The sequence below is a fragment of the Corynebacterium sp. MSK297 genome, assembly GCF_030232885.1.
GTDB lineage: Bacteria > Actinomycetota > Actinomycetes > Mycobacteriales > Mycobacteriaceae > Corynebacterium.
In genome coordinates, this window is record NZ_JASPGD010000003.1 from 125,312 (window position 1) to 138,474 (window position 13,163).

15 protein-coding genes are annotated in these 13,163 nt (G+C 58.7%); 12 read left to right on the forward strand and 3 right to left on the reverse strand.

Features of this window, described 5'->3' with window-relative positions:
• The 3 genes from QP888_RS04210 to ppk2 form a co-directional block, all read left to right on the forward strand.
• Positions 1–345 (forward strand): hypothetical protein (locus QP888_RS04210; RefSeq protein WP_284812264.1); only part of this gene is annotated, 345 nt, incomplete at its 5' end.
• Between the two features lie 197 nt (positions 346–542).
• Positions 543–1,373 carry a GDSL-type esterase/lipase family protein gene (locus tag QP888_RS04215; protein WP_284812265.1) on the forward strand — a complete coding sequence of 277 codons (831 nt, stop codon included), beginning with the start codon at positions 543–545 and terminating at the stop codon, positions 1,371–1,373.
• A gap of 136 nt (positions 1,374–1,509) precedes the next feature.
• Positions 1,510–2,409, forward strand: a complete 900-nt coding sequence (ppk2, locus tag QP888_RS04220; protein WP_284812266.1) for a polyphosphate kinase 2 — start codon at positions 1,510–1,512, stop codon at positions 2,407–2,409.
• 9 nt (positions 2,410–2,418) lie between these two features.
• Here the strand turns inward: ppk2 and QP888_RS04225 are convergent, their stop codons facing one another.
• The 3 genes from QP888_RS04225 to QP888_RS04235 all read right to left on the reverse strand — a co-directional run bounded on the left by QP888_RS04225 (position 2,419) and on the right by QP888_RS04235 (position 4,381).
• On the reverse strand, positions 2,419–2,745 hold the full coding sequence (locus QP888_RS04225; RefSeq protein WP_284812268.1) for a rhodanese-like domain-containing protein: 327 nt from the start codon (positions 2,743–2,745) through the stop codon (positions 2,419–2,421).
• Positions 2,746–2,911: 166 nt separating this feature from the next.
• Positions 2,912–3,724: an endonuclease domain-containing protein gene (locus QP888_RS04230; protein ID WP_284812269.1), complete on the reverse strand. Its 813-nt coding sequence runs from the start codon at positions 3,722–3,724 to the stop codon at positions 2,912–2,914.
• A gap of 180 nt (positions 3,725–3,904) precedes the next feature.
• Complete coding sequence (locus QP888_RS04235; RefSeq protein WP_284812270.1) at positions 3,905–4,381, reverse strand: inorganic diphosphatase; 477 nt, start codon at positions 4,379–4,381, stop codon at positions 3,905–3,907.
• A gap of 240 nt (positions 4,382–4,621) precedes the next feature.
• Here QP888_RS04235 and QP888_RS04240 point away from each other — a divergent pair, with 240 nt between their 5' ends.
• The 9 genes from QP888_RS04240 to QP888_RS04280 all read left to right on the forward strand — a co-directional run bounded on the left by QP888_RS04240 (position 4,622) and on the right by QP888_RS04280 (position 13,155).
• Entirely contained in the window at positions 4,622–5,962 is a 1,341-nt protein-coding gene (locus QP888_RS04240) for a D-alanyl-D-alanine carboxypeptidase/D-alanyl-D-alanine-endopeptidase (RefSeq protein WP_284812272.1), read from the forward strand.
• On the forward strand, positions 5,963–7,075 hold the full coding sequence (gene tilS, locus QP888_RS04245; RefSeq protein ID WP_284812274.1) for a tRNA lysidine(34) synthetase TilS: 1,113 nt from the start codon (positions 5,963–5,965) through the stop codon (positions 7,073–7,075). It begins immediately after the preceding gene.
• 155 nt (positions 7,076–7,230) lie between these two features.
• A complete protein-coding gene (gene hpt, locus QP888_RS04250) occupies positions 7,231–7,842 on the forward strand; it encodes a hypoxanthine phosphoribosyltransferase (protein ID WP_284812275.1) in 612 nt (203 codons plus the stop codon).
• 112 nt (positions 7,843–7,954) lie between these two features.
• Positions 7,955–10,237 carry an ATP-dependent zinc metalloprotease FtsH gene (ftsH, locus tag QP888_RS04255; RefSeq protein WP_284812277.1) on the forward strand — a complete coding sequence of 761 codons (2,283 nt, stop codon included), beginning with the start codon at positions 7,955–7,957 and terminating at the stop codon, positions 10,235–10,237.
• Entirely contained in the window at positions 10,230–10,826 is a 597-nt protein-coding gene (gene folE, locus QP888_RS04260) for a GTP cyclohydrolase I FolE (RefSeq protein WP_018120789.1), read from the forward strand. Before ftsH ends, folE begins: the two co-directional genes overlap by 8 nt.
• A gap of 9 nt (positions 10,827–10,835) precedes the next feature.
• Complete coding sequence (folP, locus tag QP888_RS04265; RefSeq protein ID WP_284812278.1) at positions 10,836–11,750, forward strand: dihydropteroate synthase; 915 nt, start codon at positions 10,836–10,838, stop codon at positions 11,748–11,750.
• A gap of 64 nt (positions 11,751–11,814) precedes the next feature.
• Positions 11,815–12,165 carry a dihydroneopterin aldolase gene (folB, locus tag QP888_RS04270; RefSeq protein WP_284812279.1) on the forward strand — a complete coding sequence of 117 codons (351 nt, stop codon included), beginning with the start codon at positions 11,815–11,817 and terminating at the stop codon, positions 12,163–12,165.
• 2 nt (positions 12,166–12,167) lie between these two features.
• On the forward strand, positions 12,168–12,686 hold the full coding sequence (folK, locus tag QP888_RS04275; protein ID WP_284812420.1) for a 2-amino-4-hydroxy-6-hydroxymethyldihydropteridine diphosphokinase: 519 nt from the start codon (positions 12,168–12,170) through the stop codon (positions 12,684–12,686).
• 7 nt (positions 12,687–12,693) lie between these two features.
• Complete coding sequence (locus QP888_RS04280; RefSeq protein WP_284812280.1) at positions 12,694–13,155, forward strand: DUF3180 domain-containing protein; 462 nt, start codon at positions 12,694–12,696, stop codon at positions 13,153–13,155.
• Positions 13,156–13,163: the final 8 nt, after the last annotated feature.

Here is a 13,163-nt window from a genome sequence, read left to right on the forward strand (position 1 = left end):
ACTGAGGTTGATAAGTCTGGTAAGGATACTCCGAATGCTGAGCAGCCGAATAAGATTGCTGAGCACAAGGATATTAATGACGATAATCAGACTGTGATCTCGAAGAAGGCTGACGATGCACCGAAGCATGACAGCCCAAAGAAGTCTAAGGAGTCGCAACCTAAGCAGCCTTCCGGCCCGAAGGACGCTGGTTCGAAGCCTCAACCAGAACGTGCGACAAGCCCAGGTGTAACGCCGAAGGATGCGGGTAAACCACTCCCATCCAACGCCAAGCGAATTGACATCAAGTCGATTCCGTCAGGTCCAACGACCCTGGCACCTGGTATGCCAACCTTTGTTGGATAACCAATAAGGCCACTGCCTAACACAAGCCCCGCTGAAGCTTGAAACCTTCAGCGGGGCTTTTGCCATGCCCATCCTTAGAATTCGCGTACTTTTGCATGGTTGGTTTTTAAAACTGTGGCGTGATATGTTTAGCGTCGTCTACGTCCCGCTTTAGGTCAACGGGCCTACATCGATCTCGACTCCGTGAAGGTATTTTTATGAGAAAACCCAAAATAAAACTAGTATCCATCGTTGCAGCTTTGGTAGCACTGATATCAGCACCTTCTGTCGCTCACGCGAGCCACGACCGTGGTGGGCAAGAGATGGTTACTTTTGGAGATTCCTTTACGGCCAACGGTGGTGCTACGGGTGATCGGGCTGCTGTTAGTCCATACCTAGCGCCAATCCCGCGCTGTGCCAACGACAAACACAACTGGGCGCACCAAACTGCCCATAGGCTTGGACACAGCCTCGCAGATTATTCCTGCAACGGCACCAGCTACAACCTAGCCCCATTCGTAACTCACGCGGTACTATCCGGAAATATCGGCCCGAACACCAAAGAAGTGGCCTTCATGTATGGGGGTCTGCAACCAGGAGCCGGGATTGATACCTTAGCTGGTATGGCCCTCCCCGATGGTCCACGGGCTTCGACCTACCGTGGACTGCTCGCCGCCCAGTTCGAAAAGATTCGTGCCGTAGCACCGAATGCCCGCATCACCATGGTGAACTACACCCCTATGACGGTCGATGACACCCTGTGTGTTGTCAACGAAGATTTCCTGAAACTCCCAGTCACCATTCCGGGTGTGACTGCTGCGGAAGAAGCATTCAACGCAGAGATTCTTCGGGCAGCTAACGCCTTGGGCGTCAATTCCATTGATCTGCATATGCAGGCAAAAACGCATGACACTTGCCAGCCAAACCCCGCCGAACGTTGGGCTGCGGCTGTCAATACACCGTCCGCACCGGCCGCTTTGCCAATGCATCCCACTGATGCCGGCCACACCGGCATGGCGCAGATTATCACGCGGGGGCTCCAGAGCTAGTCTGAGCTGCTTACAGGCCCCTGTAGCTCTTCGCCTCCGGCGTTGTCCAGCTGCACTACCAAACTGAGGACCACCAACGGTGGCCCTCAGTTTTTCATTTACGCGGCCGCGTATTATTCATGGCTAGACTCGAGGTATGGCATCCGACACTGAGACAGATCTACCAATCATCGACCTTGCAGAAACCGAAGGCTATATCGTCGACGACACCGACGAAGACGACCCAACGCTTATCACCCCCAGCGGAAAAGCCGTCGAAACCTGGCGGGAAAATTATCCCTACGACGAGCGCATGAGCCGCGAAGAATACGAGCACACCAAGCGTGCGCTACAAATTGAGTTACTGAAATTCCAAAACTGGACCAAAGAAACCGGACAACGCCACATCATCCTCTTTGAAGGCCGCGATGCAGCCGGTAAAGGCGGCACAATTAAGCGTTTCAACGAACACCTCAACCCCCGAGGTGCGCGCACAGTCGCACTAGAAAAGCCCTCGCCACGCGAATCCACATCCTGGTATTTCCAGCGCTATATCCAACACTTCCCAGCCGGTGGGGAGATGGTCTTCTTCGACCGCTCCTGGTACAACCGCTCCGGAGTGGAGCGCGTCATGGGCTTTTGTACTGAATCCCAACACGCTGAATTCCTGCGGGAAGTCCCAATGCTAGAAAATATGATCCTGGGCTCCGGAATTTCCCTCACGAAGTTCTGGTTTTCAGTGACGAAGAAAGAACAACGCACCCGGTTCGCCATCCGCCAGATCGACCCCGTGCGCCAGTGGAAACTTTCCCCGATGGACCTGGCGTCGCTGAACAAATGGGATGATTACACCAACGCCAAGGAAGAGCAGTTCCGTTACACGGACACCGAAGAATCACCGTGGATTACCATCAAATCCAACGACAAAAAACGCGGCCGTATCAACGCCATGCGGTATCTGCTCTCCAAATTCGAATACACGAACAAGGACCACGAAGTAGTCGGAGAACCAGACCCACTGATCGTCAAACGCGGCCGCGACCAGATCGGGGACTAGCGCTAAAAGTTAGCGCTCCATCGGAAGTTCGGCTTCTTCCCAGGCGAGCGTACCGCCAGCAACACTATAGGCAGTGGCACCGGTTGCCTGCGTGAGGTATTCGCAGGCCTTGGCAGAACGGCCACCGGCCTTACAAATGATGTAGACATCCTGGTCAGTGTTGATCTGGCTGGCATATTCTGCGAACTCGCTCAAAGGAAAGTTCACCGTGCCGATGGCATGTCCCGCGGCGTACTCGTCGCGTTCACGCACATCGATAAACTGTGCGTCGGCAGGAACCTCGCGCACAGAAACTTCGTTGACAGTTACTTCGTGCTTGGTACCTTCGTTGCTCATGACACCAGCCTAGTGCGAAAGACTTGCTCTCGCGGTGTAACTGTGCGGTTACCGTCGGCCGCATGTAGCGGGCGCAGGTACCGGGTGTGGTTTGGTGGTGCGTGTGGCTGGTGGTGCGCCTGGTTGGCACTGCGGGTGGTCTGGTGGCGTTCGAGCCCGCGTCGGTTCAGTCCCACAACCGATGCCACAACCATGGTGGGCGCGCAAACGGTCGCTTACGCTTGGCAATGGCCCGCACGTGTTCCGCCACGAACTTCGGGTAATGGCTAATCGTCGTCGCAGTGTAATGCAGCGGTGTCCATCCGCGATGGACGGCATCGTTGAGTTTGTGGCGGTCCAACTCAAACTGGCGACGATTTTCCGCATGGTGATAGGCAAAGCCGTCGACTTCGATGGCGATTTTGTAGTCCTTGAGTACCAGATCCCAGCGGTAAGGGCCGATCTTTACATTATTTCGGACTGTGAAATGCTGCTCTAGGGCGCGAGTGAGTTGACGCTCCGGCACGCTATCGGTGCCGATAATTGCGTGCTCGAGAGCGCGTTTTACTTGCTGCGGGAAACGACGGAATTCCTGCTTGTTCACGTGCAATCTCCGCTGCCCGTCTTTGCCGGAGTAAAAGGCCTCCAGGAAGGCGACGGCGTCGTCATGCGGCAATGTTTCCACGGCTTGTAAAGGGTTGCAAACGCGCACTCCGTCCCAGTTCAGGGTCCCTTTCGGGCGGGCGCGTCGAGACGTGAAATACTCGCTTGGTGGTAGGGAAGACTCGCGCAGGACCTCCAACGGAAACTGCAGCGGCTCGTCTAAATGCTTGCACGCTGCGGACTTGCCGTCGAGTGCGCAGTCCGGCCACTGCTCGCTGATGACGCGCGCGAGTTGTTGCGGCGTCGGTTCTTCTGACAGGTAAAAACCGGTCGCGATCCGGACTGCGCCATGCTGTGTTGCTTTCCGTGCGGCGCGCTTCCCCCGATAAACGTGCACTCGTGTTCCCCCGAAAGCTTGTGAATTTGCGTTTGTGGCGCCCTTTTACAAATAGTGGGTCTAAAACCCGGGTTTTTCGGTGCCTATTTGTAAAAGAGCACCCTTTTGCCCGCCCACCGGCTCCGGACCGCCCCCGTCGGCCCGCGCCTACCGGCTCCGGCCAGCGAACCCCCGCCAGCTCTAACCCTTGTAGCGTTCGAGCGCCTCAGCGTGGATCTTTTCCGCCTCAGCCTTGTCGCCCCAACCGGAACCGGCGACTTCTTTGTTCGGCTCCAGGTCCTTGTAGCGGGTGAAGAAGTGCTCGATTTCGTCCTTGGTGTGCTGGTCCACGTCGTCGATGTCCTGGATGTGCGCCCAGCGTGGGTCGTCGACCACAGCCAACAGTTTGTCGTCGCCGCCTGCTTCGTCGGTCATCTTGAATACGCCGACGATGCGCGATTCCACCACCACGCCCGGGAACACTGGCTCCGGCAGGATGACCAGCGCATCCAATGGGTCGCCGTCTTCGCCGAGGGTGTGGTCGATGAAGCCGTAGTCCGCCGGGTAGGCCATTGGGGTGAACAGGTAGCGGTCCAGGTAGACCTTGCCGGACTCGTGGTCGATTTCGTATTTGTTGCGGGAACCGCGTGGGATTTCAATGGTTACTTCAACGCTCATTGCATCCACCTTTCTGTAGTTGAGGTTCGTGTAGTCGGTACTTGTCAGCATCCTCAATCACTCTGGCAGCCGATCTTCTTCAGGCTTTCCGTCCGCCGGGCGCCCACCGAGCGATTGCAGTCGGTTTCCACTTTACCCGCCCAAGCCAATCACCCCGCCGCAGACGTGCCGCATGCTTGCACCCGGGATCGCGCGGTGATTCGCACTGATTCACACTGATCCGCGCTAGAATCAACCGCCATGAAGGTTTTCTGGTGGGTTTCGGTAGTCATCGCCGTCGTTGCTGTTGCTACTACCGCGACGGTCGGGGTGGCCTACCACCAGGCTTATAGTGACGTGGAATCTGAGCCACCGTATGAGTTGGCACCCGCGGAGTTGCCGGTCACTCCCGTTGAGCCTTCGCTTGCCGACGACGGCAGCACCACAAGCCCAGCTGTTGGGTTCCACGCGCCGGTGATTGATGGCCAGCTGGGTGCGGCAGTGGTCGATCTGACTACGCAGGAAAGCGTCTATGAGCACGATGCGCACCGGCAGTTAGTTCCGGCCTCGGCGACGAAGATTTTGACCGCGACTGCCGCTTTGGCCAGCATGGATCTGGATAAGCGCTTGCACACGGTGATTGAACATGATGCCGGGAACGTCGTTATCCGCGCTGCGGGGGACGTGTGGCTCGATGATGCGGCGCTGGATGCGGCGGCCGCTGCGATTGGACACGCGGATTCTGTGGAGATCGATACCAGCCTGTGGTCTGGGCCGACGCAAGCTGAAGGTTGGGATCCGGGGAATGTTGCCGACGGCTATATCGCGCCGATGGAACCGGCGATGCTCTACGGCGGGCGGATCGGCGCTACCAGCGGGGACGTGCCGCGTTCGACCACGCCCGCGCTGGATGTGGCCCAAGCACTGGCAGACCGCGTCGGTGCCAGCCACGTCGCTGTCAATGACCATGCTGCGCCGCTGCCAGCGGTGACTACCCTGGAATCGCCGATTCTGCGCGAGCGCTTGGAGTTGATGATCAAGCATTCCGATAATGTCATGGCAGAAGCCATTGCGCGTGAAACTGCGGTAGCCCGTGGTAGGCAATCGGTCTCGTTTACTGATGCCACCAGCTCGACCCTGGAGATTCTGCGTGAGATCGGCCTGGATACCGCGAATATGCAGATCAGTGATAACTCCGGGTTGTCCTCACAAAACCGATTGACCGCACAAGGGTTGTTGCAGTGCCTGCAGGTTGCAGCGCATGGTGCTGCCGGCGCGAACGTTGGGGGCGCGAAGGCTGCTGGCGTGAACGCTGGGGGCGTGGGTGAACCTGGTGCCAACATCGGGGATTTGCGCAGCTTGCTCGATGTGTTGCCGGTAGCCGGTGGTGACGGCACGTTGGATGATCGCTACGCGGATCTTTCCGCTCGCGGATATGCGCGCGCGAAAACTGGCACACTGACGGATACCTCCGCCTTGGTCGGCATCGTGACCGGACGCAGCGGTCATACCTATGCCTATAGCTTGTTGGTCAACGACGCACCGATCCTTCCAGCGCGGGCGCAGCTCGACGAGTTTGTCTCCGCACTGCGGGAGTACTAAATGGGGGACTACCGCGTGCATAAGAACCTGTCTGCTTCGCGCGGCGGCAGCACACCGTTTTGGCCGCGGCGTTCGCCCAATTTCCTGCAGGTGCGCACCGCTCTGCGAGCTGCCATACAGCGTCAGCGCCAGGATCGTGCGCAATTCATCATCGCTGTCAGCGGCGGCCCGGATTCTTTAGCGTTGGCGGCAGCTGCGGCGGCGGAAAGACTCGACGCGTACGTAGTCAGCATTGACCATGGCCTGCAAGAAGGCTCGCGGGAAGTCAGCGAGCGCGCGATCGCCCAGGTGCGCCAGTGGGGTTTGAATGGCCAGGTGGTGCCGGTGACTGTTGCGCAAGATTCAGCGAACGATTCAGTGAAAGAATCAGCGGAAAATGCAGCGGAACAATCCCTCGAAGCCGCCGCACGTCACGCGCGTTACCAGGCATTAGGCGAAATCGCGGGCGACCGGCCAATCCTGCTGGCACATACCGGCGATGATCAAGCAGAAACCCTGCTGCTTGGCTTACTCCGCGGCAAGGCCAGTGCGATGCGGGAGATTTCTGATTATCAGGGGCGCACGTTGCTGCGCCCGTTGCTGCCGATCCGCCGCGCACACACCGTCGGCGCCTGCACAGAACTCGAAGTCGAGGCGTGGAATGACCCGCACAACGCGGATGTGGCTTTCCGACGCGTGGCCATTCGTCGGCGCGTGCTTCCGTTGTTGGATGAGATTGTCGGTGGAGACGCCAGCGCCCCGCTGATCCGTGCTGCCGAGCTGATCCGCGAAGACGACGACTATCTGCAGTCTCTGGCGAAGATGCCATCCGGATTCGCAGCCGGGCGGGGGCGCGAGGAAACGCCAACGAAGCAAAAAATTTCAACCACCGAGACAACACCTGAACCAACACCCGAGCCGCCGAGCCTGGAAATCACCGCACTGGGCCCTAGACCACTGGCGCGCCGGGCGATCGCGGAGTTCCTGCACCGTCATGGGGCGCAGGTCACGGCACGCACGCTAGCGGCTAGTATTGCGCTTATCGACGACTGGCACGGGCAAGGCGCTGTTTCTGTCGGTAACAGGTTGGAACTAGCACGCCAAGCTGGCAAACTGGTGCTATTACACAGCTAGCTTGTCGACGCCACCCAGGCGTCGGCAAGCAGTACGTGATACAACAACTTCATCGGAGTTGCAGCGCCAGCCGTGCTGTCGCTTCGCAGTTCAACCACTCACAATTGCTCAACTACTCAACCGCTTAACCGCACAGCCTCATCGAAAGGCCGACCATGGCAGATCACATTCACACCACGGTGGACAAATCCGTCGACGATAAATTCTACGACGTCCCGGAAAATCGCTACGGCAGCGATGTTGAATCGGTGCTGATCAGCGAAGAAGAAATCAAACAACGCATCAAGGCGCTCGCGGATAAGGTGTCCAAGGACTACGCGAGCGATGATCTGCTGCTGGTATGCGTGCTGAAAGGCGCGGCGGTGTTTTTGACGGACTTCGCGCGTGAGCTGTCCATCCCGAGCGAGATGGAATTCATGGCTGTGTCCTCCTACGGCAACTCGACGACGTCGTCTGGTGTGGTGCGCATCTTGAAAGACCTGGACCGCGACATCGAAGGTAAAGACGTGCTGATCGTCGAGGACATCATTGATTCCGGCCTGACGTTGTCCTGGCTGATGCGCAACCTGCGTAACCGCAATCCGAAATCGCTGAATGTGATCACCCTGCTGCGTAAACCAGAGGTCGTGACCGCGAAGCTGGATCTGTACGACGTCGGCTTCGACATCCCCAACGAATTCGTCATCGGCTACGGGCTGGATTACGCCGAACGATACCGCGACCTGCCGTATGTGGGCACGCTGCACCCGGACGTGTATTCGTCATAGAACACAGAACGTAGAACATAAAACGCCAACCACACAGCGCGCACTGGGAACACACGCACTGCGGACAACACGTGCACAGCGTATAAATATGTACTGCTCGTAATTAGGATTCATGAAAAACAAACGCATTATTCAAATCGGAGCCGGCGCCGCCGTGCTTTTGATGCTGTTGTTCACCGTCACCCGGTTGAGCGACGACACCCGCCACTTCCTCGACGTAGAAACCTCGCTTGCGCTGGAGCAACTGCAGGAAGAAAACGTCGACAAGGCGCAAATCGATGACCGCGAGCAAACGCTACGCTTGGAGCTGCGTGAGCCGATCACCGTCGACGAGCAAGAAGACGTCGATTCCGTGATTACGCAATACCCAGCGCGCTCGGCCCCGGAAGTTTTTAACGCGGTGCAAGACGGCAACGTCGACGAGTATGACACGAACGTCACCAGCGACAGCTTCTTGATGAGCATGCTGTCGTTCATGTTGCCGATGCTACTGCTGTTTGGTCTGCTGTTTTTCTTCCTCACCCGGATGCAAAAAGGCAGCATGCTGGGTATCGGCGGCAACAAAGCCAAAGAGCTCACCAAGGATATGCCCACCAACACTTTCCAGGATGTGGCGGGCGCCGACGAAGCCGTCGACGAGCTGCACGAGATCAAAGATTTCTTGGAAGATCCCACCCGCTACCACGAATTGGGTGCGAAGATCCCGCGTGGTGTGTTGCTGTACGGCCCACCGGGCACCGGTAAAACCTTGCTGGCGCGCGCTGTTGCCGGTGAGGCAGGGGTGCCGTTTTATACGATCTCGGGTTCGGATTTCGTCGAGATGTTCGTCGGCGTGGGTGCTTCCCGTGTTCGTGATCTGTTTAAAACCGCCAAGGAAAACTCGCCGTGCATCATCTTTATTGATGAGATCGATGCCGTGGGGCGCCAGCGTGGTTCCGGTACCGGCGGCGGACATGATGAGCGTGAGCAAACCCTGAACCAGATGCTGGTGGAAATGGATGGTTTCGGTGACCGCGAAGGCGTGATCTTGATTGCTGCCACCAACCGTCCGGATATCTTGGACCCGGCGCTGCTGCGTCCGGGGCGCTTCGACCGCCAGATCCCGGTGACCCCGCCGGATCTGAAGGGCCGCGAGGCGATCTTGCGCGTGCATTCCGAGGGCAAGCCGCTGGCCAAGCACGTTGATGTGACGCAGCTGGCCAAGCGCACTGCGGGCATGTCCGGTGCGGATCTGGCCAACGTGCTCAACGAAGCCGCGCTGTTGACCGCGCGTATCGCCGGTAACGTGATTACTGCCGACGCATTGGAAGAAGCCACCGACCGCGTCGTGGGTGGCCCGCGTCGTTCGTCCAAGGTGATTTCCGAACAAGAAAAGAAGATCACTGCTTACCACGAAGGCGGTCACACCCTGGCGGCCTGGGCCTTGCGCGATATTGAGCGCGTGTACAAGGTGACCATCCTGGCCCGCGGCCGCACCGGTGGGCACGCGATGACGGCCCAAGAAGACGACAAAGGCATGTACAACCGCGAGGAAATGTTCGCCCAGTTGGTCTTTGCCATGGGTGGGCGCGCTGCAGAAGAACTCGTGTTTGGCACGCCGACGACGGGCGCGTCGAGCGATATTGAACAAGCCACCAAGATCGCGCGCGCGATGGTTACCGAATACGGTTTTTCGCCGGCACTGGGCACCGTGAAATACGGCCAAGAACAAGGCGATCCATTCTCCGGCCGCGGTGGCGGTGGCACCTCGGGCTATTCCGAGCAGATTGCGCACACCATCGACCAGGAGCTGCAGTTCCTGCTGGATAGTGCGCACCGCAAGGCCTATTCGATTTTGGGTGAGCACCGCGATTACCTGGATAAACTCGCACTGAAATTGCTGGAGAAAGAAACCCTGCGGCGGCCAGATTTGGAAGCCATCTTCGACGGGATTGATCCGCAGCGCGTAGATATTTTTGATACCGACGTGCGTTTCCCGCAGCAGATTGGTTTCGAGCCGGTGAAAACCCCAACGGAGTTGGCGAAAGAGCGTGGCGAGGAACCGCCGAAGCGTTTGTCGTTGCTGGAGGCGTCGTTGCTGGCTCGTGAGCGTCGGCAAGCAGCCCTGAAACAGGCGCAGAAGGAGGCTCCGAACGGTGGGCAGAAGGGAGAAACCTCTGGTGAACATGCTGTGGAGGAAGGTGAGATCGGATTGATCTTCGGGGAAAACAACGCCGTGGGCGTGACCGGGCTGCCGAAGCTGGAGGACGCCGAGCAGACCGGAAAGCACCGCAAAGATGCCTCGGGCGAGAAACCGGGCGAGGATCAGGGTGACGAGTCCGGTGAAGACGGCGTGCAGCATAACGACGGCGTGCAGAATAACAGCGAGCAGGGTAGGGAAAACAAAGATGACTAACGCTGAGAGCACAGGCAACGTCGGCAGTTTTGATCAACAACGCGCCGAAGCTGCGGTCCGGGAACTGTTATTCGCCGTCGGCGAGGATCCGGATCGCGAAGGTCTGCGCGATACCCCGGCCCGTGTGGCCCGTGCCTACAAGGAATCGTTCGCTGGCCTGCACGAAGACCCTACTGCGGTGTTGGAACGGACGTTTTCGGAAGACCACCAAGAACTGGTGCTGGTGCGCGATATCCCGATTTACTCCACCTGCGAACACCACTTGGTGCCGTTTTTCGGCAGCGTGCATATTGGTTATATCCCAGGTCGCAACGGCGATGTGACTGGTTTGTCCAAGCTGGCGCGTCTGGCGGATTTATATGCTAAACGCCCGCAGGTCCAGGAACGGCTGACCAGCCAGATTGCCGATGCGCTGATGAACAAGTTGCAGGCGCAATCGGTGATCGTCGTCATCGAATGCGAACACCTGTGCATGGCGATGCGCGGAATCCGGAAACCGGGTGCCGTGACGACGACTTCCGCAGTGCGTGGTGGTTTCCGGGTGAATGCCTCGTCCCGCGCAGAAGTCATGAGCCTTATCAGGAGCTAAGCAGCCAGAATGGATACGTCGGATATCTCGCACGAGTTCTTCCACGACTCACCGCTGCGCCCACCCGCGCTGGTGTTGCCGGATTCTTCCGAGGCGGCACGACGGGCGCGCTGCCAAGTAATCGGCATCGTGAACGTCACCGATGATTCTTTTTCCGATGGTGGACAATTCACCACCGTCGACCGCGCCGTTGCGCACGCTCACCGGCTGATCCACCAGGGTGCGGACATTATCGACGTCGGTGGCGAATCCACCCGCCCGGGGGCTACGCGGGTGGATCCGGAGCAAGAAAAACAACGCATCACCCCGGTGATCCGGGAACTTGCTGCCGCGGGCATCGGGACCTCGATCGATACCATGCGAGCGTCCACCGCAGAAGCCGCCGTGGAAGCTGGCGTCTCCATGATCAATGATGTCTCTGGTGGCATGGCAGACCCGCACATGTACCGCGTGATGGCAGCATCCGGGCTTCCGGTGTGCCTGATGCACTGGCAAACCCTGCAATTTGGCGATGCCAGTGGTGAACACGACGGCGACGTGGTGGCAGATGTACACGCGAGCCTGGACCAGCTTGTCGACAATGCCTTGGCTGCCGGGGTGGCAGAGCACAATATTGCGCTGGATCCGGGGTTGGGTTTTGCGAAATCCGCGCAAGACAACTGGGCTTTGCTGCATGCGTTGCGTAGTTTCACCGAAGGCCGCTTTCCGATCCTGGTGGGGGCTTCGCGCAAGCGTTTCTTAGCGGCAATCCGTGGGGCGCGGGGGCTGGAATCTGGCCCGCAATTGGCCGACCCAGCCACGGCAGCAGTGACCGCGCTTTCTGCACAGGCGGGCGCGTGGGCGGTGCGTGTGCACGAGGTTGCGGTCTCGCGCGATTCCGTCGACGTTGCACACGCCTGGCAGACTGGTGGAAGCCAAGCATAGCTCGCGGTAGGTGGGCGTCGGCAAGCAACAACCAGCAAACTCACGGCAAGGAAGGCAGCACTGGATGGACCGGATCGAACTGAAAGGCGTGGAATGCTACGGCTACCACGGTGTGCTGGAAGAAGAGCGTCGGCACGGCCAAACCTTTTACGTGGACCTCACGTGTTGGTTAGATTTTTCGCAGGCGAAACGGCTGGACGATACCGTTAATTACGCCGAGCTGGCACAGTTAGCGCACGATATTATGACCGGCGAGCCGGAAGATCTGATTGAAGCCGTCGCCAACCGCATCGCAAACCAAGCGCTGGCCACCTATGAACAATTGGCATCCATCGAGGTCACCGTGCACAAACCGTCTGCACCGATCCCGCTGCCGTTCCAGGACGTTGCTGTGGTTGCACGGAGGCGCCGATGAGCATCACCGCAGTTTTATCCATTGGCTCCAATATGGACGATTCCCGTGAACTGCTGGATTCCGTCTACCGCGATTTTGCTGGGGTGGGTCAGTTGCGCGCGGCGTCGTCCATTTACCGCACCCCGGCGTGGGGAGTCAAGGATCAGCCCGATTTTTTGAACGCCATCTTGCTAGTAGAGGTGGAGCACAGCCCGTTGGAACTATTGCACCGCGGCCAGGAACTGGAAAACGCCGCCGGGCGCGTGCGCGTGCACAAGTGGGGGCCGCGCACCCTGGATGTTGATATCGTCGCGGCGTGGGACGCTGATGCTAGCGAAATCACCTCTGCTAGCGAAATCACCTCTGATACCGAAGAACTTCGCCTGCCGCACCCGCACGCCCACCAGCGTGCGTTCGTGTTGCAGCCGTGGCTGGAGATCAACCCGGATGCGGTGCTCGGTGGGCAGCGTGTCGCAGAGCTGTTGGATGAACTTAGCGACGACGAGAAAGCGGGAATCACCCGCGGAGAAAGTTTCCGGTGATCACACGATGAAAGCCACCTCGATTCCCTGGTTGGTCGCCACCGGGTTATTTGCCGCAGCCTGTACCGCGATTATCGCCTGGCAGCTCTACGGCCGCATGCCGACGGTGCCCGTGCTGGTATCGGTGGCGCTATATGCGATGGCGCTCGTGTGCGTCGTGCTGGGGCGTCGCGTGGTCAATTCCCGTGATGATCACAGCATCGGCATGGACCGCAGCCAACTCGACCCATTGACGGCCGCGCGTTACCTGGTGTTTGGCCAGGCTGCAGCGTGGACGGGGGCAATTTTAGGTGGGGGATATGCCGGAATTGCTAGCTATGTGATCCCGAAAGCCAGTGAGTTAGTTGCCGCGCGTGAAGATCTGCCAGCGGTGGCCGCTGCCGCCTTGGGCGGGGTGGCGTTGGCTGCGGCAGGTGTCTATCTAGAACGAGCGTGCCAATACCCAATGCCACCGGAAGCGAGTTTTTAGCTAAAGTG